Origin of the sequence: Leeia aquatica, from assembly GCF_012641365.1 — a bacterium.
GTDB classification, from domain to species: domain Bacteria; phylum Pseudomonadota; class Gammaproteobacteria; order Burkholderiales; family Leeiaceae; genus Leeia; species Leeia aquatica.
This window is the reverse complement of sequence record NZ_JABAIM010000002.1, coordinates 713,312-738,264: the sequence shown is the minus strand read 5'-3', so window position 1 is coordinate 738,264 and position 24,953 is coordinate 713,312. Positions and strand designations below refer to the sequence as shown.

The 24,953-nt window shown below is 60.3% G+C and carries 21 protein-coding genes; 12 read left to right on the top strand and 9 right to left on the bottom strand.

The annotated features are described in order from the left end of the window. Positions 1-906: an SAM hydrolase/SAM-dependent halogenase family protein gene (locus tag HF682_RS12545; protein ID WP_205882048.1), complete on the bottom strand. Its 906-nt coding sequence runs from the start codon at positions 904-906 to the stop codon at positions 1-3. A gap of 95 nt (positions 907-1,001) precedes the next feature. Next, complete coding sequence (gene clpB / locus HF682_RS12540) at positions 1,002-3,587, bottom strand: ATP-dependent chaperone ClpB (RefSeq protein ID WP_168877610.1); 2,586 nt, start codon at positions 3,585-3,587, stop codon at positions 1,002-1,004. Positions 3,588-3,710: 123 nt separating this feature from the next. Here clpB and HF682_RS12535 point away from each other — a divergent pair, with 123 nt between their 5' ends. From HF682_RS12535 to HF682_RS12525, 3 genes are read left to right on the top strand one after another with little or no spacing between them, the layout of a single operon-like run. Further along, on the top strand, positions 3,711-4,013 hold the full coding sequence (locus HF682_RS12535) for a (2Fe-2S) ferredoxin domain-containing protein (RefSeq protein ID WP_168877609.1): 303 nt from the start codon (positions 3,711-3,713) through the stop codon (positions 4,011-4,013). Further along, entirely contained in the window at positions 4,006-4,857 is an 852-nt protein-coding gene (gene nadC / locus HF682_RS12530; protein ID WP_168877608.1) for a carboxylating nicotinate-nucleotide diphosphorylase, read from the top strand. Before HF682_RS12535 ends, nadC begins: the two co-directional genes overlap by 8 nt. Next, positions 4,854-5,390, top strand: a complete 537-nt coding sequence (locus tag HF682_RS12525; protein ID WP_168877607.1) for a GNAT family N-acetyltransferase — start codon at positions 4,854-4,856, stop codon at positions 5,388-5,390. The genes nadC and HF682_RS12525 overlap by 4 nt, the downstream gene beginning before the upstream one ends. A gap of 9 nt (positions 5,391-5,399) precedes the next feature. On the opposite strand, the gene HF682_RS12520 is transcribed toward HF682_RS12525, so the two are convergent. Beyond that, positions 5,400-5,885, bottom strand: coding sequence for an FKBP-type peptidyl-prolyl cis-trans isomerase (locus HF682_RS12520; RefSeq protein WP_168877606.1), 486 nt, complete (start codon positions 5,883-5,885; stop codon positions 5,400-5,402). Positions 5,886-6,073: 188 nt separating this feature from the next. On the opposite strand from HF682_RS12520, the gene HF682_RS12515 reads away from it, so the two are divergent. The 3 genes from HF682_RS12515 (at position 6,074) to HF682_RS12505 (ending at position 8,062) form a co-directional block, all read left to right on the top strand. Further along, entirely contained in the window at positions 6,074-7,225 is a 1,152-nt protein-coding gene (locus HF682_RS12515) for a JmjC domain-containing protein (RefSeq protein ID WP_168877605.1), read from the top strand. Next, the gene (locus HF682_RS12510) at positions 7,200-7,703 is read left to right on the top strand and encodes a DUF7931 domain-containing protein (RefSeq protein ID WP_168877604.1); all 504 of its coding nucleotides are present in this window, start codon (positions 7,200-7,202) and stop codon (positions 7,701-7,703) included. The genes HF682_RS12515 and HF682_RS12510 overlap by 26 nt, the downstream gene beginning before the upstream one ends. Before the next feature lie 152 nt (positions 7,704-7,855). Next, positions 7,856-8,062, top strand: coding sequence for a hypothetical protein (locus HF682_RS12505; RefSeq protein WP_168877603.1), 207 nt, complete (start codon positions 7,856-7,858; stop codon positions 8,060-8,062). Between the two features lie 89 nt (positions 8,063-8,151). On the opposite strand, the gene ubiD is transcribed toward HF682_RS12505, so the two are convergent. From ubiD to dapA, 4 genes are all read right to left on the bottom strand, one after another. After that, positions 8,152-9,654 (bottom strand): 4-hydroxy-3-polyprenylbenzoate decarboxylase, encoded by a 1,503-nt coding sequence (gene ubiD, locus HF682_RS12500; RefSeq protein ID WP_168877679.1) that lies wholly within the window; start codon positions 9,652-9,654, stop codon positions 8,152-8,154. Positions 9,655-9,670: 16 nt separating this feature from the next. Next, positions 9,671-10,444: an MBL fold metallo-hydrolase gene (locus tag HF682_RS12495; protein ID WP_168877602.1), complete on the bottom strand. Its 774-nt coding sequence runs from the start codon at positions 10,442-10,444 to the stop codon at positions 9,671-9,673. A 73-nt stretch (positions 10,445-10,517) separates the two neighbouring features. Beyond that, complete coding sequence (gene bamC, locus HF682_RS12490; protein ID WP_168877601.1) at positions 10,518-11,633, bottom strand: NlpB/DapX family lipoprotein; 1,116 nt, start codon at positions 11,631-11,633, stop codon at positions 10,518-10,520. Between the two features lie 20 nt (positions 11,634-11,653). Then, on the bottom strand, positions 11,654-12,541 hold the full coding sequence (gene dapA, locus HF682_RS12485; protein WP_168877600.1) for a 4-hydroxy-tetrahydrodipicolinate synthase: 888 nt from the start codon (positions 12,539-12,541) through the stop codon (positions 11,654-11,656). Positions 12,542-12,743: 202 nt separating this feature from the next. On the opposite strand from dapA, the gene HF682_RS12480 reads away from it, so the two are divergent. The 3 genes from HF682_RS12480 (at position 12,744) to HF682_RS12470 (ending at position 17,253) form a co-directional block, all read left to right on the top strand. Then, positions 12,744-14,348 carry an ABC-F family ATPase gene (locus tag HF682_RS12480; RefSeq protein ID WP_168877599.1) on the top strand — a complete coding sequence of 535 codons (1,605 nt, stop codon included), beginning with the start codon at positions 12,744-12,746 and terminating at the stop codon, positions 14,346-14,348. 331 nt (positions 14,349-14,679) lie between these two features. Next, positions 14,680-15,420: a 3-oxoacyl-ACP reductase FabG gene (fabG, locus tag HF682_RS12475; RefSeq protein WP_168877598.1), complete on the top strand. Its 741-nt coding sequence runs from the start codon at positions 14,680-14,682 to the stop codon at positions 15,418-15,420. A 204-nt stretch (positions 15,421-15,624) separates the two neighbouring features. Then, entirely contained in the window at positions 15,625-17,253 is a 1,629-nt protein-coding gene (locus HF682_RS12470) for a methyl-accepting chemotaxis protein (RefSeq protein ID WP_168877597.1), read from the top strand. Positions 17,254-17,488: 235 nt separating this feature from the next. Here the strand turns inward: HF682_RS12470 and hrpA are convergent, their stop codons facing one another. Beyond that, complete coding sequence (gene hrpA / locus HF682_RS12465; protein ID WP_168877596.1) at positions 17,489-21,373, bottom strand: ATP-dependent RNA helicase HrpA; 3,885 nt, start codon at positions 21,371-21,373, stop codon at positions 17,489-17,491. Between the two features lie 217 nt (positions 21,374-21,590). Here hrpA and HF682_RS12460 point away from each other — a divergent pair, with 217 nt between their 5' ends. The 3 genes from HF682_RS12460 (at position 21,591) to HF682_RS12450 (ending at position 24,312) form a co-directional block, all read left to right on the top strand. Beyond that, a complete protein-coding gene (locus tag HF682_RS12460; RefSeq protein ID WP_168877595.1) occupies positions 21,591-22,592 on the top strand; it encodes an ABC transporter substrate-binding protein in 1,002 nt (333 codons plus the stop codon). 70 nt (positions 22,593-22,662) lie between these two features. Then, on the top strand, positions 22,663-23,712 hold the full coding sequence (gene dinB / locus HF682_RS12455; protein WP_308418732.1) for a DNA polymerase IV: 1,050 nt from the start codon (positions 22,663-22,665) through the stop codon (positions 23,710-23,712). A gap of 27 nt (positions 23,713-23,739) precedes the next feature. After that, positions 23,740-24,312 carry a hypothetical protein gene (locus HF682_RS12450; RefSeq protein ID WP_168877594.1) on the top strand — a complete coding sequence of 191 codons (573 nt, stop codon included), beginning with the start codon at positions 23,740-23,742 and terminating at the stop codon, positions 24,310-24,312. Position 24,313: 1 nt separating this feature from the next. Here HF682_RS12450 and HF682_RS12445 read toward each other — a convergent pair whose 3' ends face one another. Further along, positions 24,314-24,910: an adenylate/guanylate cyclase domain-containing protein gene (locus HF682_RS12445; protein ID WP_168877593.1), complete on the bottom strand. Its 597-nt coding sequence runs from the start codon at positions 24,908-24,910 to the stop codon at positions 24,314-24,316. Between the last annotated feature and the right edge of the window lie 43 nt (positions 24,911-24,953).

Below are 24,953 nucleotides of genomic sequence, written 5' to 3'. Positions count from 1 at the left end.
TTAAGGCTTGCTGATCTCTACCGACCAGTCTGGGCCGGATTCCAGCTTGTAGGTGCTGGCGTAGTTGCCCATGTTGATGGCAATCGACAGGTTGAGCAGGCTGTTGATGTAGAACAGTGGTTGGCCTTCCGGCACATCACCGAAGGTGTTCTCATACGGCGCGGTCGCTTCGTGTACCAGCTTGCCCTGTTTGTAGACCCGAATGCGCAGTTTGTCGTGCTGCTTCACCCCCAGTTGTTCCACCATGGCCTTGGGGATGTTGGTCCAGACATTGCCGTACTGTACATCCAGTACCGGGATCATGCCCTTGAGGCTGGCACTGCTGCGCTCGGCTTTCTGGTAGGGGATGCGGACCACGCTGTCCAATGGCAGGGCAGGGCCCACTTCTTCAAAGCGGATCATGCCGGAAGCAAGGCGAGCGCCGGTATAGGCGTACACATCACGGCCGTGGAAAGTATAGGACTCACCGGAGCCGGACAGGCGGTTTGTCTTTTCGTCAATTTGCCGCAGCTCGGCCACACCATCACGTTCGGCAATCAGGGTCAGCAGGCCATTGTTCGGGTTAACGAAGTAGCGGCCATCCTTGGTCTTCATCACCACCGATTTGCGTTCGGTGCCCACGCCGGGGTCGACCACCGAAACAAACACCGTACCCTGCGGCCAGTAGTTAGCGGTCTGGTACAGGCGGTATGCGCCCACCCAGATGTCGTACTCCGGGACCTCATGAGTCAGGTCGGACACGTTCAGCTGCGGGTCCACCCCATAGGCCACACCGCGCATGGCGGAAACGGCGCCATCTTTCAGGCCGAAATCGGTCATCAGGACGAGTGGGGTGCGTGCGCTGGCTACCCCTGCCAGCAGCATGGCGGATGCGGTCAGCAGGGTTTTCAGTTTGTGCAGCAGCATAAGGGGCTCCTGTCAGGTTTGAGGAGCCCCCAGCATAGCGCAGCCATGCAGCCTTGCACACGTCTCCGGGCCTGAGAGGTCGGCCCGGAGCGTATTCAGGACGGTTTCCTGAACTGGATGCTGCCATCGTGGGCGAGGTCGACGATGATGGTATCCTTGGCGGCAAACTGCCCGCTGAGGATGAGCTTGGCCAGCGGGTTCTCGATATGCTGCTGGATCGCCCGCTTGAGCGGGCGTGCCCCATATACCGGGTCGAAGCCACCTTCGGCAATTTGCGCCAAGGCTTCCGGGGTCACCGCCAGCCCCATTTCCATGCTGGCCAGGCGCTTCTCCAGCCCCGCCAGCTGAATGCGGGCGATGTTCTGGATATGTTCAGCCCCCAGCGCATGGAATACCACTATCTCGTCGATCCGGTTGATGAACTCGGGGCGGAAGTGGTTTTTCACTTCATCCAGCACTGCCGCCTTGACCTCAGGATAGGGCTGTCCGGTCAGCGCCTGAATCTGCCCGGAGCCCAGGTTGGAGGTCATTACCACCACCGTGTTCTTGAAGTCCACCGTGCGGCCTTGCCCGTCGGTCAGCCGACCATCATCCAATACCTGCAGCAGGATGTTGAACACGTCCGGGTGCGCCTTCTCCACTTCATCGAGCAGGATCACGCTGTAGGGCTTGCGGCGCACGGCTTCCGTCAGGTAACCGCCTTCCTCGTAGCCCACATAGCCGGGGGGCGCACCCACCAGCCGTGATACGCTGTGCTTCTCCATGAATTCACTCATGTCGATGCGTACCAGCTGGTCTTGCGAATCAAACAGAAACTCGGCCAGCGCCTTGCACAGCTCGGTCTTGCCGACGCCGGTAGGGCCCAGAAACAGGAAGGAGCCATAAGGACGGTTCGGGTCAGACAGCCCGGAACGGGAACGACGGATCGCATCGGATACCAGCCGCACTGCTTCATCCTGACCCACCACGCGGTGGTGCAGGCGGTCTTCCATCGCCAGCAGCTTGTCACGTTCGCCCTGCATCATCTTGCTGACCGGGATGCCGGTGGCGCGGCTTACCACCTCGGCAATCTCCTCTGCGCCGACTTGCGTGCGCAACAACTTGGCCTGCCGCGGCTGGTCTTCCTGCGCTTCGGCCTGCTTCAGCTGGGCTTCCAGCTGTGGCAAGCGGCCATATTGCAGCTCGCTCATCTTCTGCCAGTCCCCCTTGCGGCGAGCCGCGTCCATCTCAGCGCGTACTTTTTCAATCTCTTCCTTCACCGCCTGGGAGCCAACCACCTGGGCTTTTTCGGCTTTCCATACCTCTTCCAGATCGTTGTACTCGCGCTGCAGGCGGGCGATTTCTTCTTCCAGCAGGCCCAGCCGTTTCTGCGAGGCCTCATCCTTCTCGCGGTTGACCGCTTCGCGCTCAATTTTCAACTGGATCAGGCGACGGTCCAGCTTGTCCATCGCTTCCGGCTTGGAGTCGATCTCCATCTTGATGCGGGCAGCGGCTTCGTCGATCAGGTCGATGGCCTTGTCCGGCAGGAAGCGGTTGGTGATGTAGCGGTGCGACAGTTCGGCGGCGGCCACAATCGCCGGGTCGGTGATTTCCACGCCATGGTGGATTTCATACTTCTCCTGCAGGCCGCGCAGGATGGCAATAGTGCTCTCCACCGAAGGCTCGTCGACCAGCACTTGCTGGAACCGGCGCGCCAGCGCGGCATCCTTTTCGATGTACTTGCGGTATTCGTCCAGCGTGGTGGCGCCAATGCAGTGCAGCTCGCCGCGTGCCAATGCCGGTTTCAGCATATTGCCCGCATCCATGGCACCTTCAGCCTTGCCTGCCCCAACCAGGGTGTGCAGCTCGTCGATAAAGACAATGCTGTTGCCTTCATCTTTGGCCAGGTCGTTGAGGACGGCCTTGAGGCGCTCTTCAAATTCGCCACGGTACTTGGCACCGGCCAGCAGGGCGGCCAGATCCAGCACCAGAACCCGCTTGGATTTCAGCGACTCGGGCACTTCTTCATTGACAATGCGTTGTGCCAGCCCTTCCACGATGGCGGTCTTGCCCACGCCGGGCTCACCAATCAGCACCGGGTTATTCTTGGTGCGGCGCTGCAGGACCTGAATAGCGCGGCGGATTTCATCATCACGGCCAATCACCGGGTCCAGCTTGCCCTGGCGGGCGCGTTCGGTCAGGTCCAACGTGTACTTGTCCAGCGCGCCGCGCTGGGCTTCTGCATCTTGGCTGTTGACGCCGGTGTCACCCCGGATCGCGTCAATCGCAGCTTCAATGGCGGCCTTGCTGCCGCCGCATTCTTTCAGCAGTTTGCCGGTGTCGCCTTTGTCTTCCAGCAGGGCGAGCAGGAACATCTCGCTGGCGATGAACTGGTCGCCCCGCTTGCTGGCGGCTTTGTCAGTCAGGTTCAGCAGGTTGCCCAGCTCACGCGAAACGGTCATCTCGCCGCCATTGCCTTCTACCTGTGGCAGGCGTTTGATGGCTTGCTGCAACCCTTGGCTGAGGCCGGACAGGTTGACGCCGGCCTTGGCCAGCACGCCGCTGATGCCGCCATCTTGCTGTTGCAGCAGGGCCAGCAGCAGGTGGGGGGCTTCGATGAAGCCGTTGTCGTTCGCCAGCGCCAGGCTTTGCGCATCGGCAAAGGCCTGCTGGAATTTGGTGGTCAATTTGTCGAAACGCATGCTGCGATCTCCAGGTTTATTCTCATGAACAGGAGGTCGGGGTGTGCGGGCGGATTTTCAAGCGGCCGGAATTTGCGCCAGGTCAAAGGTGCGCAAGCGGGCGGCGCCACGTACAATGGCGGCATGGACGATACCCCTCAGCCAACCACCCTGATTGTCTGCACCAAGAACCGCTTCCTCGGGCAGCAACCCAGTTGCGGAGGTCGTGGCAGCAAGGCCTTGCTGGATGCACTCAAGCCGCTGGCTGCGGCGGCGGACATCGAAGTCATCCCCTTTCCCTGTCTGGGAGAGTGTGAGCATGGGCCCAATATCAAGCTGGCGCCGGGGGGGCGTTTCTTTCATCAGGTCACCATGGCGCAGCTGCCCGATATTGTGGCAGCAGCCCAAGCCTGGAATGTTTCACAAGCAACGGAACACGATGAATAGTCTTTATCCGGTGGCGATACCACCGCTATACCAGATTGCCTCGGATGTCAGCCGTGCCTTGAGCGAGGATATTGGCCATTGCGACTGGACCGCCCGGCTGATCCCCGCCGAGCGGATGGGTACGGCACGGGTCATCGCACGCGAAGCAGCGGTGGTGTGCGGGCAGCCCTGGTTTGAGGCCTGCTTTGCGCAGCTGGATGCGCGCTGCCAGATCAGCTGGCAGGTGGCGGAGGGCGCGCAGATGGTGGCGGATCAGCTGCTGTGCGAGATCAGCGGGCCTGCACGGGCCTTGCTGACCGCCGAGCGTAGCGCGCTGAATTTCCTGCAGACCTTGTCTGGCGTGGCAACCGTGGTGCGCCAGTATGCCGAGGTGGTAGCGGACCTGCCGGTGGCGGTGATGGACACCCGCAAGACCGTGCCGGGCTTGCGGCTGGCGCAGAAGTACGCTGTGCGAGTCGGCGGAGGGCAGAATCAGCGGGTGGGACTGTACGATGGCATTCTGATCAAGGAAAACCACATCCTCGCTGCCGGGTCGATTGCTGCCGCGGTGGCGGCGGCGCGGCAATTGCAGTCCGGGGTGCCGATTCAGGTGGAAGTGGAAACACTGGATGAGCTGCGCCAGGCGTTGGAGGCCGGGGTGACGCTGGTGCTGCTGGACAATATGTCGCTGGCGCAGATGCGTGAGGCGGTGCAGCTGACGGCGGGGCGTGCCCAGCTGGAGGCATCCGGTAATGCAACGCTGGATAGCCTGCGGGCGTTGGCAGAAACCGGGGTCAACCGGATCTCGATTGGTGCGCTGACCAAGCATGTGCGTGCCATCGACCTGTCGATGCGTTTTCAATGAGCACGGGCTGGCACATTCGCCCGGCGACACTGGCGGATGCGCCGGTACTGGCCGCGCTGGGCATGCAAGTATGGCTGGAACGTTATGCGCAGGACGGTATTCGCCCGGTCATTGCAGAGTATGTGTTGCAAACGTTTACCGAGGCACAGCTACAGCATGCCTTGCGTGATCCGCAGCAGCGTTTCTGGTTGGCGGAGCAGCAAGGCCATGCCGCGGGTTTCATTCAATTAGGATTGGGGCGACCGGACCCGATCCGGCAATTGCCGCAGCAGGTGGAGGTGGATCGTCTGTATGTGCAGGCGTGTCAGACCCGGCAGGGACTGGGGCCTGCCTTGCTAGGCGCGGCGCGGGAGGTGTTGCAGGCAGAGGGCTGGCAGGGATACTGGTTGACCGTCTGGCAGGGCAATCCGGATGCCATCCGCTTTTATCAGCGGGAACAGTTTCAGGCGGTGGGTGTGACCTGGTTTGAACTGGAGCAGGAGCGCCATGAGAACCAGGTACTGGCGCAGGAGTGGTCAACCCCGCGCCAGTGACATCACCGCTCAGTGATGGTGGTGATGGCCTTCCGGGTCGTGCGCGTGGCCGTGCTCCAGCTCTTCCTGGCTGGCGTCACGTACGGCACCCACCGTGGCCGCAAAACGCAAGGTCTTGCCTGCCAGCGGGTGGTTGCCGTCCAGCGTGACCTTGCCATTGGCAATCTCTTTCACGGTGAACACCATGGATTCGCCGCTTTCGTCGTCGTCGGCCTCGAACATCATGCCTTCTTCGATGTCTTCCGGGAACAGATCGATGTCTTCGTGGCGAATCAGGCTGTCGTCGTATTCACCGAAAGCATATTCCGGCTCCATGGTGACATCCACCTTGTCGCCCACGGTCTTGCCATGCAGGGCTTCTTCCACTTGCGGGAAAATGCCGTCATAGCCACCGTGCAGGTAGACCATCGGCTCCTGGCTTTCGTCAATCAGCTCGCCGCTGTCGTCAAACATCTGATAATTCAGCGAAACCACGCTGTCTTTTTTGATTTGCATCGTCGTCCTTCCAGCCAGGCATCAAGCTGGCGCGGTGAAGTGTAAAAAGCCGGTGCCGCAAAGGCTGGCGGGTAGTATATCTGGCTACCACAAGCAGAGCAGGTGGGCCTGCCGTGCGGAACAGTCCAGTTGCTCATTCTACCGGAATTTGCAAGGCGGGTCTGTGCGGACGGCGTATAATGTCGGCCATGCACACACCGAATTTACCCATTGCAACCGATGCCCCGCTGACCTGGCTGGGGGGGCTGACCGCACGCGAATTCCTGCGGGATTACTGGCAGAAGCGGCCGTTGTATATTCCCAACGCCTTCCCGGGGTTCTCGGACCTGCTCACTCGCGAGCAATTGTTGACGTATGCCCGGCAGGAGGACGTGATCTCCCGGCTGGTGCAGCGTGGCGAAGGCGATGACTGGCAGCTGGAGCATGGCCCCTTCACTGCGAAGCAGCTGAACCGCCTGCCTGCCGAGGGCTGGGCATTACTGGTGCAGAACCTGAATCATTTGTTGCCGACCGCTGATGCGCTGCTGCAACACTTCTCCTTTGTGCCCTATGCCCGACTGGATGATCTGATGATCAGCTATGCGCCGGATGGGGGCGGGGTAGGGCCGCATTACGACTCTTATGATGTGTTCCTGTTGCAAGGCAGTGGCAGCAAGGAGTGGCAGATCAGCGTGGATGGTGACCGCAGCCTGATTCCGGATATTCCGCTGCGCATCCTGTCGAACTTTCAGGCCGAGCAGCGCTGGCTGTTGCAGCCGGGCGACATGTTGTACTTGCCCCCACACTGCGCCCATTACGGCATCCAGCGCGGGGCGGGAACCACCTACTCAATTGGTTTTCGCACCCCCAGCCATCAGGAGCTGGCCAGCCAGTTCCTGATGTTTCTGGCAGAAAAAGTGGATTTGCCTGGCATGTATGCCGACCCGGCTTTGGCCGCGCAGGCACAGCCTGGCCAGCTGGACCCGCTGATGTTGCAGCAATGCGCTTCGCTATTGCAGCAAGTGCGCTGGGGCGAGGCGGATGTGGCCGATTTTCTGTGCAGCTATTTGTCGGCACCCAAGCAGCATGTCTGGTTTGATGAGCCTGCCCGGCCCTTGTCAGAAGCCACATTCGCCAAGCGGGCGCAGGCGCAAGGGCTACAACTGGACCGGCGCAGCCTGTGCCTCTACCACAACGGGGCGGTGTGGCTGAATGGGGAGCCGGTGCCAGAGGCCTTGCAGCAGCACCCGCTGCTGCGTGTGCTGGCGGATCATCGCGCGCTCACGGCACAGCCGATGCCGGCCGCCGTGCTGGACTGGTTGTATGAGGGTTATTGTGTCGGATTTATTCACCTCGACTGAGCCTTTGCGGCAACTGATTGATTCGCGCCGGCAATTCGACGAAGCGCTGTTGCAATTTACTGCTGCAGCGCAGCAATCAATTCGCCTGTTTGATGCGGACTGGCAATACCCGTTTTATGAATCGCAGCAATGGCATGCCGCACTGGAAACGATGCTCAGGTCCGACCGGAAGCGACAGTTGCGTGTTGTACTGCGGGATGTGGACGCGGCCAGCCGCCGGGGTGAGCGTTTGAAGAGTTTGCAGCGGCAATACAGCAGCCAGGTGCAGATTCATCTGGCGATTGATGATGCGGCGCGTCAACAAGATACGCTTTTTTTGGCAGATCAGTTATACTGTGCGCGGCGCGCGGTAAGCGCGCAGCCCAGAGGCGTGGTGGTGGCGCAGGATCTGCCTGCCATTCGTCCTTGGCAGGACCGCTTTGAAGAGATATGGGCGCAATCTGTTGTGGCGATAACAGCAACAGTGTTGGGCCTGTAGCGAAGTTTTTGAAAAAACCTGTAGCGTTTTTTGGTCATCATGCTAGAATTCGCCGGTCGATCGGCACTGTTGCTGGTTTACCGCTATTGCTAACTAGGTGCGGTCGCTTCGTCCAATCCGTTTTGCTCGTAACTTAGACTAAGGGAACTCAAATGAAAGTATCCGCTCTGCTGGCCGCTCTGTTGGCACTGACCCTGGCTGCTTGCCCGAAGAAAGATGAAGCTTCTGCTTCCGCTGAAGCTTCCGCTCCGGTGGCCTCCGAAGCTGCTCCGATGGCTTCCGAAGCTCCGGCTTCCGCTCCGGCTGCTGCTTCCGAAGCTCCGGCTTCCGCTGCTCCGGCTTCCGGCGCTTCCAGCTAAGCTTCCAGCTGGCAAAAAAGCCGACCTGTACAGGTCGGCTTTTTTATTGCCGTTTTTCCTGACGCACCCGTCGGTGCGCCTGGATGAGGCTACAGACCCAGCTCGGTCCACAAGCTGTCGACGCGCGCTTTCACAGCAGCGTCCATCACAATGGTACGCCCCCACTCGCGGCTGGTTTCACCGGGCCACTTGTTGGTGGCATCCAGCCCCATCTTGCTGCCCAGGCCGGATACCGGGCTGGCAAAATCCAGATAATCAATCGGTGTTTGCTCCACCAGGGTGGTATCGCGGCTGGGATCCATGCGGGTGGTGATGGCCCAGATCACTTCTTTCCAGTCTCGTGTATCCACGTCTTCATCCACCACCACGATGAACTTGGTGTACATGAACTGGCGCAGAAAGCTCCAGATGCCAAACATCACCCGCTTGGCATGGCCGGGATACTGTTTGCGAATGGAGACGACGGCCATGCGGTAGGAGCAGCCTTCCGGTGGCAGGTAGAAGTCCACAATCTCCGGAAACTGCTTTTGCAGGATGGGCACAAACACTTCATTGAGTGCTACGCCCAGCACAGCCGGTTCATCCGGCGGTTTGCCGGTATAGGTGCTGTGGTAGATTGGGTCTGGCCGGCTGGTGATGCGGTCGATGGTGAAGACCGGGAAGCGATCTTGCTCATTATAGTAACCGGTATGGTCACCATACGGGCCTTCGATGGCGGTCTGATAGCCGCTGGGGTCATTGGCATCCGGGTAAATATGGCCTTCCAGCACGATTTCGGCGCGCGCGGGTACTTGCAGGGTGTTGCCCAAGCATGACGTCAACTCGGTTTTGCTGCCGCGTAGCAGCCCGGCAAACTGGTATTCCGACAGGCTGTCGGGTACCGGGGTGACTGCACCCAGGATGGTGGCCGGGTCGCAGCCCAGTACCACCGCGATCGGAAACGGCTGGCCGGGGTGGGCCAGTGCGTGCTCACGGAAATCCAGTGCACCGCCACGGTGCGCCAGCCAGCGCATGATCACCTGATTGCGGTTGAGTACCTGTTGCCGGTAAATGCCCAGGTTTTGCCGCTGTTTGTGTGGGCCACGGGTCACCACCAGCCCCCAGGTGATCAGCGGTGCAACATCACCAGGCCAGCAATGCTGAATGGGCAGCCGCGCCAGATCAACCTCGCCCCCCTCCCAAACTACCTCCTGACAAGGTGCCTTGCGTACCGTTTTCGGCTGCATATTGAGGATCTGCTTCAGGATGGGCCACTTGTCCCAGGCATCCTTCAAGCCTTTGGGCGGTTCCGGCTCCTTCAGATACGCCAGCAGCTTGCCAATATCGCGCAGTGCACTGACCTCATCTGCGCCCATGCCTAGTGCCACCCGGCGCGGCGTGCCAAACAGATTGGCCAGCACCGGCAGGCGAGGGCGGTTTGCCCCGGGCTGATAATCGGGCTGCTCAAACAGCAGCGCCGGGCCTTCTGCCCGCAGCACCCGGTCGGCAATCTCGGTCATTTCCAGATGCGGAGAGACCGGCGTCTGAATCCGACGCAGCTCGCCCATCTGCTCCAGTTGCTGCATGAAGTCACGTAAATCCTGATAACGCATCATGAATCCTTGAAGGTCAATGCAGTTCGCGCCAATCGCAGCCGGTTCGCTGCCGGGCCACGCCAATCCAGCCTGGTGTGCAGCCCAGCGCTGCGGCCAGTGCCTGCTGGGCCAGTTCGGGGCGGTTGTTTTCATTGCTGAGGTGCGCCGCCAGCAGGTGCTGCAGGCGGCTGCAGTCCAACTGTGTCAGCAACTCGGCGGCCTGCTGGTTGGCAAGGTGACCGAGCGGACCGCGGATGCGCTGCTGCAGCCGGGCCGGATAGCGGCCCCGCGCCAGCAGGTCTGGCTCGTAGTTGCACTCCAGTACCAGGGCATCCACGCCGGTCAGGCAGTGCACAACATGCGGGGTGAGGCTGCCGAGATCGGTCAGCACCCCTAGCCGGTGCTGGCCGTTATCAAAACGGTATTGCACCGGCTCCCGCGTGTCGTGTGGCACCCGTATCGGGCAGATTTCAAGATCACCGATCACCAGCGGGGTCGGGTCGTGACTGTCGAAGGGCATCAGCCGTGGCAGGCGGGCGAAAGGGGCTTGTGCCGAACTGAGGGTGCCGTGGCTGGTGAAAACCGGCAGGTTGAAGGCGCTCGCCAGCGCGGGCACACCGCCGATATGGTCACCATGCTCATGGGTGACCAGAATGGCGCTTAATTGCGCGGGCTCCAGCCCCAGGCGGTGCAGGCCGCGTTTGACCTCGCGCAGGGACAAGCCGCAATCCATCATCAGCAGGGTGCTACCGTGTTGGACCAGCAAGGCATTACCCTCGCTGCCACTGGCTAATGCGGCAAAGCGCATGAAAACTCCGGTTGCCAAACAACAACGGCGAACCCGCAGGTTCGCCGTTGCCGGTGTTGCGGAAAAGACAGGCTTATTTCAGCTGTTCATACAACAGGGTGGTGATCTTGGCGCCGATGGCGGTGCTTTCTGGCTGGCCATTCTTGTCCAGCACGCTCACCAGGGTGTTGTCACCACTGCCCTTGACCATCACGCGATACTGGATGATCTCGTTCTTCTTCTCCGGAGTATTGCTGCCAAACAGCCAGGAGAACCAGCCACCGCCACTGCTTTCCGGTTTGCGCTCGTCGCTGTAGCTGATGAAATAGGTACCTTCATTGCGGTTGCGGTCCACCACAGTAAAGCCGTTGCGGTCGAGCGCCAGCCCGACACGACGCCAGGCGCGGTCAAACGGTTCGTTCACCTGAACCAGGCCACCAGTATTGCCCTTGAGCAGCTTGGCGCGCTCCACCGTATTGGTCTTGTCCGCCAGTGCGCGCCGCGCCGTGTTCTCTTCAATGCCCAGGCGCAACATCATGCGCGTCAGCATTTCGGTTTCCAGCTCGGGCTCAACCGGACGGGGCTGCCAGACGGTCTTGTCCTTGGCCTCGTTGGCATAGGCTTCATACATGCCGCGATGGCTGATGTAGATCTCGGTCTTGCCGTCCGCGCGACGTTCCATCCGGGTGCGGAACTTGTCGCGCTCGTCAGTGGAGTACAGGCTGTCGAGCAGCTTGCCGAAGGTATTGCGGATGAAATCGTCCGGAATCAGTGCGCGGTTCTCGGCCCAGTCGGTTTCGATGATGCCGGTTTCCGGCTCGTCAATCTTGATGATGAAGCCCAGCTCTTGCCAGAAATCCTTCACCGGCAGCCACAATTGCTCCGGCGTAGCATCGACCACCAGCCAGCGGTCATTGCCAGCACGCTCCACCGTCACCTTGTTGACCTTGGGTAGCACGGTCGGTGAGGCGGTTTGCGGCTGTGCGGCAGCGCCTTCCGCGTAGGAGGAATAGGTGCTGCCCCGGTTGACGTTCGGCATGTTGTAACGATCGTCATAGGTCGGGCGGGTCAAGTCGGGCGGCACATCCAGGCCCGGTGCTTCACCGGCACTGCGGTAATCGAGTTTCTTGCCCTGGAACAGGTTGCTGCTGCAACCGGCCAGCAGCAGGCTGAGCAGGAGGCAGCTGGGGAGCAAACGGGTGGTGCGCATGCAGTTCTTTCCTGGTTGGGTCAAGGGCGACGGATCAGTTCACCGGCTTGTTGCAAGGCAGCCAGCAACACCGGACGGGCCGATTCGGACAGCGAAACCAGTGGCAGGCGGATACCGTCTGCCATCAGGCCCAATTGGGCCACCGCCCACTTGACCGGGATCGGATTGGCTTCAATAAACAGTTTGGTATGCAAACCAAACAGCGCATCGTTGATGCGGCGTGCGTCAGCAATACGACCTTCCGCTGCCGCCACACACAGCGCATGCATGGCACGCGGTGCCACGTTGGCAGTAACCGAGATCACGCCGTGGCCCCCCAGCAGCAGGAAGGCCAGCGAGGTGGCGTCGTCACCGGAGTACAGGGCAAAGCCTTGCGGCACCCGCATGATCAGGTCCACCGCACGGCCAATGTCACCGGTGGCGTCTTTCAGGCCAATGATATTCGGCAGCTGCGCCAGACGCACCACGGTATCGTTGTTGAGGTCGGCCACGGTACGGCCAGGCACGTTATACAGGATCAGCGGCAGCGGTACGGCTTCGACAATGGCCTTGAAGTGCTGGTACAGGCCTTCCTGCGTCGGCTTGTTGTAGTAGGGTACGACGGACAGGCAGGCGCTGGCTCCGGCTTCTTTGGCGCCACGGGTCAGGTTGATGGCTTCGTGGGTGGAGTTGGCCCCGGTGCCGGCGATGATGGGAATGCGGCCTGCCGCGTATTCCACCGCAAAGCGGATCAGCTCAAGGTGTTCATCGACCGTGATGGTGCAGGATTCGCCGGTGGTGCCAGCCACCACCAGGCCATCAGTACCTTCGGCCACATGGTAATCAATGAGGCGACGGAAGGCGGTGTAATCAATGGCACCGTCCGCGGTCATCGGGGTGACAATGGCAACTAGACTGCCGGTAAGCATGGCGCAGGTTCTTTCCACAAGGGTTCAGCTGGCAGCGAATCGCAGCCACAAAGCCCCTAGTGTAACCGATTCACTTTGTTCCGGAAAATAGGCTGTGCTGCCCGGCTGAAGGAGAAGGTCAAAGCTGTGCTAAAATCAGCCAATTTGACACGACCATTCAACCACTTGGCGAGTGCCGGGTGGTTTTGCGAGGATCACGAGATTGCTCAGTACCAATAACATCACCATGCAGTTCGGCGCCAAGCCCTTGTTCGAGAAAGTGACGGTCAAGTTTGGCGAGGGTAACCGCTATGGCCTGATCGGGGCCAATGGCTCCGGTAAATCCACCTTCATGAAGATTCTGGGTGGCGACCTGGAGCCCACTTCGGGCCATGTGATGCTGGATCCGGGTGAGCGCCTGGGCAAGCTGCGGCAGGACCAGTTTGCCTATGAAGACTGCCGGGTGCTGGACGTGGTGATGATGGGCAATGTCGAGCTGTGGGCGGTGCAGGAGGAAAAGAACGCCATCTACGCCAATCTGGATGCGACAGAAGACGACTACATGCGAGCCGCCGAGCTGGAAACCCGCTTTGGCGAGCTGGGTGGTTACGATGCGGAAGCCCGTGCCGGTGCGCTGCTGATCGGTGCAGGGATCGACGGTGGCCTGCATAACGGCCCGATGAGTGAAGTGGCCCCTGGCTTCAAGCTGCGGGTGTTGCTGGCACAGGCACTATTTTCGGACCCGGACGTGCTGCTGCTGGACGAGCCGACCAACAACCTGGACATCAACACCATTCGTTGGCTGGAGAGCGTGCTGAATGAGCGCGCCAGTACCATGGTGATCATCTCGCACGATCGCCACTTTCTGAATTCGGTCTGCACCCATATGGCTGACCTGGATTACGGCGAGATCCGTATTTATCCGGGCAACTACGACGATTACATGATCGCCAGCGCTGAAGCACGTGCACGCCTGGTGGCCGACAACGCCCGCAAGAAGGACCAGATTGCCGACCTGCAGGAATTTGTGGCCCGCTTCAAGGCCAACAAGTCCAAGGCCCGGCAAGCCACCTCGCGGCTGAAGCAAGTCGACAAGCTGAAGGAAACCATGGTGCAGGTGAAGCCTTCATCACGGGTCAGCCCCTATGTGCGCTTTGAGCTGGACGAGAAGAACAAGCTGCATCGTCAGGCTGTCGAGCTGGCCGGGGTGAGCAAGGCGTTTGACAAGCCCCTGTTCCGTTCGCTGGACCTGATCATCGAGGCGGGGCAGAAGATTGCGGTGATTGGCCCGAACGGTGCCGGTAAAACCACGCTGCTGCGTACCCTGGTGGGTGAAATGACGCCGGATGGCGGGCAGGTCAAATGGGCCGAAAAGGCGACGCTCGGCTATTTTGCCCAGGACCATGCCGCTGACTTTGATTCGGATGACAACCTGTTTGACTGGATGCAGCAATGGGGGCAGCAGGGTGATGATGATCAGGTGATCCGCGGCACGCTGGGGCGGCTGCTGTTCTCGGGCGAGGACATCAAAAAATCGGTGCGGGTACTGTCCGGGGGCGAGAAGTGCCGCATGCTGTTCGGCAAGCTGCTGCTGTTGCGCACCAATGTACTGATCATGGATGAGCCGACCAACCACCTCGACATGGAATCCATTGAAGCGCTGAACATGGCGCTGGAAATGTACAAGGGCACGCTGATTTTCGTTTCGCACGACCGTCAGTTCGTCAGCTCGCTGGCGACCCAGATTCTGGAACTGGATGGCAGCGGTGGCTTCCTGCACTATCTGGGTGGCTACGACGACTACCTGAGCAGTCGCGGGCTGGAGTAAGTCGCCATGCCCTGATTGTGGCAGTGCAATCAGAATCATCCTGCAGAGAGGGCCTAAGGCCCTCTTTTGCTTTTTGGGGTACGCACAGTGTGTACTGTGAATTTTTGAACATGTTGTTGATTTTAAAAGGTAATGATGAGTGGCGTTGCTGAAGGTGGCAGGAGTGGAGTAGCATGCAATTTACGTTTACGTAAACTGCAAAAATTTGTGCAACGCAAAATATTGAGCTACAGTTCGCGCAGCAACTGTACCAATGAACAGAGGTCAGCCAAGTACTGATCTCGTTGTTACACACCATCGACGCAATTTGAATATTGAGGAAGGGATCGTCATGAGACTGCAGGGCAAGGTATCCATCATTACGGGCGCAGCCAACGGCATTGGTCGGGCAACTGCCGTGAAGTTTGCTGCTGAAGGCGCCAAAGTGGTGGCTTGCGATCTGAATACGGCGGCACTGGCCACCCTGGTGGATGAAATCAAGGCTGCCGGTGGCGAGGCCATCAGTTTCCCGGTTGATGTGACCAACAAGGAGCAAATCGCTGCCATGGTGTCTGGCACGGTGTCCGCCTATGGCCGTATCGATACCCTGGTGAACAACGCCGGCATCGTGATGGATGCACGCCTGCAGAAGATGACCGAAGAGCAGTTTGACAAGGTGATCGACATCAACCTGAAAGGCGTCTACAACTGCACCAAGGCCGTGGTGGACCTGATGGTGGAGCAAGGTTCTGGCGTTATTCTGAATGCGTCTTCCATTGTCGGCCTGACGGGCAATTTCGGCCAGACCAACTATGCCGCAGCCAAGTTTGGCGTGATCGGCTTTACCAAAACCTGGATGCGTGAGCTGGGTCGCAAGGGAATCCGCGTGAATGCGGTCTGCCCGGGGTTCATCGATACCACCATCCTGAAAGACATGCCGGAGAAGGTGATTTCCGCCATGGAAGAGAAGGTGCCGATGGGGCGTTTGGGCAAGCCGGAAGAGATTGCCAATGTATACGCCTTCCTGGCCTCTGACGAAGCCAGTTATATGAATGGTGCAGTACTGGAAGTGACGGGTGGCGTGACGCTGTAATCACGCTTTGCTCACCCTGAAGTGCTCGTTCAGCATGCCCTTTGGGTATGCTGGACGAGCGAAATGAAAAACGCGTCAGGAATGACGCGTTTTTCATTTGCACTTACTTCATGCTGTGGTAACGTCAATAGAGCAGGGGGTCGGATGGACAACCCTGCCCACGCAGGCAGAAAACACAGAACATAGCTAAAAGTGAGGGGTCGCATGCTCAAGAATATGCGGATAGCCACCCGGCTGATGCTGGGCTTTGGTGTGGTATCTTTGATGTTGCTGATCGTGCTGGCAATGGGGGTGGGAAGCCTGTCCAACCTCAAGGGAGGGCTGGCGGAGGCCAGTCAGGCCAGCAAGCGTGCCAAACTGGCCAGTGATTTGAATTCGTCCTTGCTACGCGTGGCGGTGGCTACCCGGACTGCTGTAGGGGACATGAGTGAGACGGCGATTGTCGGGAATCTGGCTCGCCTGCAAGAGGCGCGTACCGAACTGGACAAGGCTGAGGCCGAGTACCTGAAGCTGGATGCCGCCCTGCAATCTGATGAAGAGAAAAAACTCTTTGCAGATATTCGCAAGGACAAGGCGGCGATGTCCCCCTTGATCCTCAAGGTAGGGGATCTGGTGAAGAGTTATCTTCACGGGGTGGCGGCAGAAACCTATGAGAAGGAAATCTCCCCCCTCTCCAAAAATGCACAGGCTTCCCTGGCCAAACTGACGGCTTTGCAGAACAAGCAGATTGCCACCGCAGATGAGCATGCTTCCAGCACCTACAACGCGGCCTTGACCGGCTTGCTACTGGTGAGCGTACTGGCGATTGCCGTGAGCGTAGGTCTCGGATTCTGGGTGACGCGCAGCGTGACCGGCCCGCTGCAACTGGCGGTTAATACCACCCGCCGAGTGGCTGATGGTGATCTGACGGTGCGCATCGGTCAGGTCGGTAATGATGAGACCGGCCAACTGCTGAAAGCCTTGCAGCATATGGTGGAACGCCTGTCTGGTGCGGTCGGTTCCGTACGGGGGGGGACCGAGCAGGTGAAATCGGCGGCGGAAGACTTGTCTCTGTCAGCACGGGACCTGCTGGGTAGTGTGCATCGTCAGTCGGAAGCGGCCACTGCAACGGCCAGTGCCATCGAACAAGTGACGGTCAGCATCTCCAGCGTGGCCGACGCCGCCAATGAGCTGCGTAATTTGTCGGGTCAGAGTCTGGAAGCGACCCACCGGGGGAGCGACAAGCTGGCGCACCTGGTGAACCAGATGAACAGCGTGCAGAATGCAGTGCGCGAAATTGCCTCGTCGGTGCAGGCGTTTGTAGGCAGCACCCAGAGCATTACCAGCATGACCAAGCAAGTGCGGGATATTGCTGATCAGACCAATCTGCTGGCACTGAATGCTGCCATTGAGGCTGCCCGTGCGGGGGAACAAGGGCGTGGTTTTGCCGTGGTGGCCGATGAGGTGCGCAAGCTGGCAGAAAAATCCTCCCAGTCCGCGGTCAAGATTGACGAGATCACGCAAAGCCTCTCCTCCCAGTCCGCCGCGGTGGTGCAGGTGATCGAACGCGGCAAGGTATCGCTGGCGGCCAGCGAGCAGGCCGTGACCAGTGTCTCCGAGGCCTTGGAAGAGTCCCGCTCTGCTGTGGAACAAGCCAACCGTGGGGTAGATGATATCGCCAACTCGGTACGCGAGCAGAAAGTAGCGTCCAGCGAAATTGCTCGCAATATGGAGCAGGTGACGCAGATGGCGGACCAAAGCTCTGCCACGGTGGATGCGGCAGCAGAGAAGGCCCAGCAAATGGAGCAAGCCGCCTTGCAGATGGCCGCTTCGGTGCAGACCTTCAAGCTCTAAGCGTTTATCGATGTCAAAAAAGGCAGCCATCAGGCTGCCTTTTTTCATGGGCTTGTCTGTCTGCCCTAGCCGTGGCGCAGTGTTACAGCCGTAACAGCGTATCCACCAGAATGGCAGCCGCCAGATCAGGTCGCTGCAGGCAACAAATCAGTGTGCTGGGTAAAATACCCCATAGCGAGCCATGGCCCCACTGTGGCCTCAGCGCTTTTCCTGCCAGCTCGACTATGACCCGCGGTCAAAAGCCTGCGTCCTGCCAGTATTTCTCCAATCGCTTGACCGAGACCGGGTAGGGGGTGCGTAGCTCCTGGGCAAACAGCGAAATGTGCAGCTCCTCCAGCATCCAGCGGAAGTCGTCCAGCTTGGGCTCGTGCCGCTTCAACTGCTGATTAAGGCTGGCGCGCGCCTGGTAGCGCTGCCACAGAACATGAAGCGCTTGCGCATGCCGCTGGTCACGGTCGCGTGCGGTCGGGTATTTCTCCAGCCGCAGCTGCATGCCCTTCAGATAGCGTGGCAGGTGTGCCAGCTGCGGCCACGGCGTCTGCTGCAGGAAGTCCGGGAAGACCAGCTGTTGCAACTGGGCCTTGAGCGTGGCTGCGAGTGGCCGGGTTTGTGCATCTGGCTTCTCCAGCTTGTGCAGCAGCGGTTGCCACAGTGCAGCGATTTCGCCCAGAGTCTTCAGCAGCCCCTGAGTCACGGCGGGCAAGCGGGTACGGGCGCGGGCGCGCTGCTCATCAAAGGCCTTGCTGCTGCGTGGCAGTGCATCCTCACCAATAAAGGCGCGGTCGGCTACCGCCGTCATGAAGTCCTCCAGCAGCACATCACTATTACCCAAGGTGCGCAGCTGCATGGCAAGTTGTGTCCAGTTGGGCAGGCTTTTCTGCCATTGCTTGAGATGGTCCTTCAGCACCAATCGCAGCAGGCGGCGTACCCCGGCACGGTGGGCCTCATGGGCCTCCTCGGTGGTGTCCAGCAGCATCACCGCGACCGAGTCATCCATGTCGACCAGCGCCGGGTAGCCAGTAAGGCTGGCGCCATTGCGGGTGAAGTGCAGCGACTCGGGCAGGTCGCCGCAGGTCCATTCGGTCAGTCCGCTCTGCTCCAGTGGCGCGGCGGCTGACTGGCGGAAGGTCAGCTGGGCGGCTCCGCCCAGCTCGCGTTGCAGCGCCAGCAGGTCCCGCCCACTGGCCAGTTCTTGCAAGGCTTCATCCACCACCCGGTAATTCATCTGCAAGTGCGGTGGCAGCTCTGCAAGCGGCCAGTCTTCAACCCGCAGCGGCTGCTGGGTTTTCAATTGCAGCAGGCGGACCAGCTCCGGCAGCAAGGGTTGGCCGGGACGCAGCTTCTCCAGCAGTTCCGTAACGGTGTCCGGCACCGGCACGCACAGGCGGCGCACCGGTTTGGGCAGCGCTTTGACCAGCCAGCCGACTTTCTCGCGCAACATGCCGGGGACCAGCGCATCAAAATCCAGCGGCTGCAGGGTATTGAGCAGCGCCAATGGCACCGTCACGCTGACCCCATCCAGCGGGTGCCCCGGCTCAAAGCGGTAGCTGAGCGGCAGGGTATGGCCTTTGACCGTCATCTGGTCCGGAAACAGGGCTTCGGTAACATGGGTGGCATCCCGTTGCATCAGCTGTTCCTTGCTAAGGAACAGCAGGCGAGGCTGCTTTTGCTCGGCTTCCTTGCGCCAGTGCTCAAAACTGGCACCACTGCAAATGTCGGGCGGCAGCAAGGCATCAAAGAACGCCACCATGCGGTCGGCGTTCACCAGCACGTCTTGCCGACGACTGCGGTGCTCCAGCTCCTCCACTTCCGCAATCAGCTGCTGATTGTGGCGGAAGAAGGGGGCTTTGCTGTCGTAATCAAAATGCACCAGCGCTTCGCGGATGAACAACTCGCGGGCTTCGCCGGGGTTGATCTGGCTGTAGCTCACCCGGCGGCGTGGCACCAGCGTCAACCCGAACAAGGTGACTTTCTCGAAGGCAATCACCTGCTTGCTGCTGCGATCCCAGCGGGGGTCGAAATAGTGGGACTTCACCAGATGGCGCGCTACCTGCTCCACCCATTCCGGCTCAATCCGCGCTACGCAGCGGGCATACAGTTTGCCGGTATCGGTCAGCTCCGCTGCCAGTAGCCATTTCGGGCGGCTTTTCTTCAGCCCGGAACCCGGCGACACCCAAAAGCGGCTACCGCGTGCGCCCAGATAGTCGCCCTGTTCGGTGAGGAAGCCGGTATTGCCCAGCAGGCCACACAGCAGTGCTTTATGGATTTGCTCAAAGGTGGCTGGCGTATCATTGCTGCGCAGGCCAATCTCGGCGGCAATCGAGGCGAGTTGTCCATGCAGCTCACGCCATTCGCGCAGACGCAAGTGGGAGAGGAAATGATCGTGGCAACGCTGCACCAGCTTGCGGTTGGATTCTTTGTGTTTCAGCGCATCGGCAAACCAGTCCCACAGCTTCAGGTAGCTGAGAAAATCGGATTTGTCATCGGCAAACACCGCATGCTTTTGCGTGGCTGCCTCGCGAGCCTCTACCGGGCGCTCGCGCGGGTCCTGCATCGACAGACCGGTGGCGATGATCAGCATTTCCTGCAGGCAATGCTGGGCCTCCCCGGCCAGCAGTAGTCGGCCAATCTTCGGGTCCAGTGGCAGTTTGGCCAGCCGTTCACCCAGCCGGGTCAGCTGGCGTTGCTCGTCCACCGCACCTAGCTCGTGCAGCAACTGGTAACCATCATGGATGGCGCGCGAGGTGGGGGCTTCCAGAAAGGGGAAGTCTTCCACCGCGCCCAGTCGCAAGGCGGTCATGCGCAGGATGACACTGGCGAGGCTGGAGCGCAGGATTTCCGGGTCGGTAAACGCGGGGCGCTGCTGAAAGTCGGTCTCACTGTACAGACGGATACACACCCCGGCACTGACCCGACCGCAGCGACCGGCCCGCTGCCGTGCTGCAGCCTGGCTGATCGGCTCGATCAGCAGCTGGGTGACCTTGGCGCGCGTGCTGTAGCGGTTGATGCGGGCCAGCCCGGTGTCCACCACATAGCGGATGCCCGGCACGGTGAGCGAGGTCTCCGCCACATTGGTGGCCAGCACGATGCGGCGCCCACCATGCGGAGCAAACACCTTTTGCTGGTCCTCGTGCGACAGGCGGGCAAACAGCGGCAGGATTTCCGTACCGGCACGATGATGCTTGCGCAGCGCTTCGGCGGTGTCGCGAATTTCCCGTTCACCAGGCAGGAACACCAGAATGTCGCCCGGTCCCAGGCGGGACAGTTCGTCACAGGCCTCGACGATGGATTGCTCCATATCGGTTTCACGGTCGTCCTCATCTTCGCTGAGTAGCGGACGGTAGCGCATCTCGACCGGGTAGGTGCGCCCGGAGACTTCGATCACCGGGGCGCCGCCAAAATGCCTGGAGAAGCGATCGGCGTCGATGGTGGCTGAGGTGATGATGACCTTGAGGTCGGGGCGGCGTGGCAACAGCTGCTTCAGGTAACCGAGCAGGAAGTCGATGTTCAGGCTGCGCTCGTGCGCCTCATCAATGATCAGCGTGTCGTAGCCCAGCAGCTGGCGATCGCCCTGAGTTTCCGCCAGCAAAATGCCATCGGTCATCAGTTTGATACGGCTATCAGGCGAGACGTGGTCGGCAAAGCGGACCTGATAGCCCACCAGCTGGCCGAGCGGGGATTTCAGCTCCTGCGCGATGCGCGAGGCCACCGAGCGGGCGGCCAGCCGACGTGGCTGGGTGTGGCCGATCAGGCCATCCACCCCCCGCCCCAGCGCCAGACACAATTTGGGGAGCTGGGTGGTTTTGCCGGAGCCGGTTTCCCCGCAGACGATCACCACCTGATGCTGTTGCAGCGCGGCGGCAATGTCGTCCAGCTTGTCATGAAAGGGGAGGTCGTTGGCGAAGTGAACCGTGGGTGTGCTGGCCAGACGGGCCTGACGCTGCCGGACAGAGCGTTCGATGGCCTGCTGCACGTCGCTGAGCAGCTTGTCATGCGGCTGGTTTTTGCGCTGGCGTTCAGTCAGCTGGTGCAGCTTTTTGCCCAGACTGTCGCGGTCCTTGGCCAGGCATTCGGCAAGTTGGGCGCGCAAGGCGCGCAGGTCGGTCTGGGCGGCGGTCATGGCAAAAGAGCGTGTGTCATCGGGAGCGGGGCATTTTAGCACGACCACTGCGTCTGAGGTGGCCTCGGGCGTTTCACAATCTGGCGTGCAGTGTTGCAGGAAGTGCAATGACGTATTGCTGGGTTTTAGCTGTAAAGCACTGATCATAAAGCGTATTCTCGCGGCCAGTCTTTGCCGTCTCTTCCCCGGTAAACCCGCTTGCTGCGAGGTATGTGTGATGCGCTGTCAACGTTTGCTGTGCCTGCTGCTGTTGCTACCGTATGCGCTGATGGTACAGGCGCGCCCATTGGTGATCGGGGTAACCTCATGGGTGGGGACTGCGCCGATCAATGTGGCAGATGCCAAAGGCTACTGGCGCGAGCAGGGGCTGGATGTCCGGATTGTGAAGTTTGAGGAGTACAAAGCGTTGTTTGCAGCCTATCAGGCGCGCAAGATCGATTTGATGTATGACATGACCGGCACCTGGGTAGACCTCTACCAGCAGGGCGTACCGCTGATCATCCTGGGTGAGATGGACTGGTCCAATGGTGGCGACAAGCTGATCGCCAAGAACAGCCTCACCGACATGCAGAAGCTGAAGGGTCAGGCCATCGGTGTATACCTTAATCGCACCCCGGTATTGCTGTTACTGGACCGCTATCTGCGGCAGTATCGGCTGCAGTTGGGCGACGTCAAGGTAGTGGAGCTGGAAGCTGAGCCCTTGACCCAGGCATTCATCCACAACAAGTTTCCGATGATCCTGCATTACGATCCTCCCGCGCTGGATGCCCGGCGTAAGGGGGATGGCCGGGTGGTGGCAGACAGCAGCCAGTTCCCCGGCATCATCCCGGAAGGGGTGGTGATCCATCCGGAGAGTTTGCGGGCCTTGCCGGAAGGTGAGCTGGTCAAATTCTTTGTCGGCTGGATACGCGCGGTGCAGTGGATCAAGGGCGGGTCCAGCTGGCAGGAGTTTCAGACCATCCTCAACCAGCGCACCTTCGCCGGTGAGAAGCCTTATGCCTCGTTTGATCTATTGGGCATGCTCAATGCAGTGCGGTTTCATAGCCGGAGCGAAATGCAGCGACGCAATGAAGAAGGTGGCGGCATGCAGGGCTATCTGGATGAGGTGCGGCAGTTCCTGCTGCAGAACAAGCGTCTGAAGCGTGATTTTGACAGCAGCACACTGGTTGATACCTCCGCCTTGTTGCAAGCCATCCGGCTGACGGCGGAAGGGGGCTAGCCCACAGCCCTTTGCATTCATGTAGAACAAACGTACAATAACGGCAAGTGCTACAACGCCGTGTATTGCCGTGACCCGCAAGATCATTCACATCGACTGCGACTGCTTTTACGCCTCCGTAGAGATGCGGGATAACCCGGCTTTGCGTGAGGTGCCACTGGCGATTGGTGGTGCGGCAGACCGACGTGGCGTGATCGCCACGTGCAACTACGTGGCGCGCAAGTATGGGGTGCGCTCGGCCATGTCCACCTTCCGGGCGCAGCAACTGTGCCCGACGCTGGTGTTGCTACCTGCAGATTTTGCCCGCTACCGCGAGGCTTCCCAGCACATTCGTCGCATTTTTGCCGACTTTACCAGCATGATTGAGCCCTTGTCGCTGGATGAGGCTTATCTGGATGTCACCGGTTTGCCGCACTGCCAGGGCAGTGCCACCCGCATGGCCGAAGCGATCCGGGCGCGGATTGAGGCCGAGGTCGGCATTACGGCATCGGCGGGTATTGCCCCGAACAAGCTGCTGGCCAAGATTGCCAGCGACTGGAACAAGCCCAATGGCCAATTCCTGATCCGCCCCGAGGATGTGGAGGCTTTCATGCTGGCCCTGCCTGCTGCCCGCCTGTGGGGAGTGGGCAAGGTGACGGCGGAGAAACTCAAGCGACTGGGGGTGGAAAGCTGTGCCGATCTGCAGCGCTGGCCGCTCTCGCGGCTGGTGCAGGAGTTTGGCCGCTTCGGTGAACAACTCTACGAGCAGTGCCGGGGGCTGGACCATCGGGTGGTGGCGCCGGATGAGCGGCGCAAGTCACTGTCGGTGGAAAACACCTATGCGCAGGATCTGCCAGATCTGGCGGCCTGTCTGGCGGAGTTGCCGGAGCTGTATGAGGACTGGCAGCGACGCATGTCGCGCGCAGAGGGCTATGTGCCACACAAGGCCTTCGTCAAGATCAAGTACGCCGATTTCAGCCAGACCACCATGGAGTGCCTCAGCTTTGCGCCCACGCTGGATACCTTTTCCCGCCTGTTGCACGAGGCCTTTCCGCGTGGGCAGCAGGCAGTGCGCCTGTTGGGTGTTGGCGTGCGCTTTCACGATGAGCCGGATGCGCCGCTGCAGATGAGCTTGTGGTAACGCTCTGGCCTTTGCTACCCTGTTGTCATGAAAAACACGCAACTTGTTTGTGGGCTGTTCGCCAGCCTGCTGCTGCACTCGGCACAGGCCGAGGTACGCGACTTCAGTGCCGAGATGCCAGGACAGGGGGTGACTCCCCCGCGCGTGGTCATGCTGGCTTTGTGGCGTGGCTTGGCAACAGATGACCGTCAAAGTGTGCAGCATTGCTTGCAGGATGACCGGCAACCCAGCCGGGCGCGAATGCGCTATTTCCGGTTCTTCCCGGTGCGCCTGAACGCGGATGCCGTGCCCGACTATATTGTGCTGCCAGCCACCAGCCCCTACTGCAGCGGGCTGTATGGCGCGCATATTGCGGGGGTGTGGGCGGTGCTGGGCGGCAAATCACCCCGGCTAGTGTATCAGGACCGGGTGGACAGTCTGCGACTGTTGCCGGCGGTAGGGGGATGGCGGGTACTGCAGCAGGAGAACTTCTCGGCCGCGGGGGCTGAGGTGTTTCGCACGGAGTGGCGATATCGACAATCTCGATATCAGCCGTGGCGCTGCCTGATCATTGACCACGCCCAGAGGCGACAACAGCAGGTGGCGTGCAGCACGCCCTAGCTTATTGCCAACTGAGGCGGTAGACCGATGGCCAGCCCGCTCGTTCGGGCAAGGGAGGGAGCGCGTCAGCAGGCATGCTGGCAAGCAGTGCGGTGCGCATCGCGGCCGTCAGCAAGATCTCTCCCGACCCTGCGACATCCTCGCCCAGCTTGCAGGCTGCGTTCACTTCCTCTCCAAAGACATCGTGCTGGCCGATGCGCAAGACCTGGCCATAGCCCAGCCCCAGGCACAGGTCGATGCGTTGCTCCGGTGGGCGACCCGCATTGTGGTGGCGACTGGCATGCTGCATGGCCTGTGCGCAGCAGGCTGCTTGGACAGGGTTGTCGAACAGCAGTAGCAGGCTGTCGCCCTCTTCCTTGAGAAAACGGCCTTGGTGGGCATGGACCAGTGGCAGGAATAGCTGGCGGGATTCGAGAATCAGCTGCAGGAAATGCACGATGCCAAAATCAGCCACGCCCCGTGAAAACCCAGCCAGATCGGTATACAGGATGGCCTGTGTGCAACCAAACTCCGCCCAGATCTGTTGCTCGATGGCAGGCTGCCGCTCAGGATGAGCCAGACGGTCGGCCAGCAGTTGGTGCAGTCGGGTATAGGGCATGGCAGGGGCCAGTTAGCGGATGTCAGGAATGGTGCTACAGGCG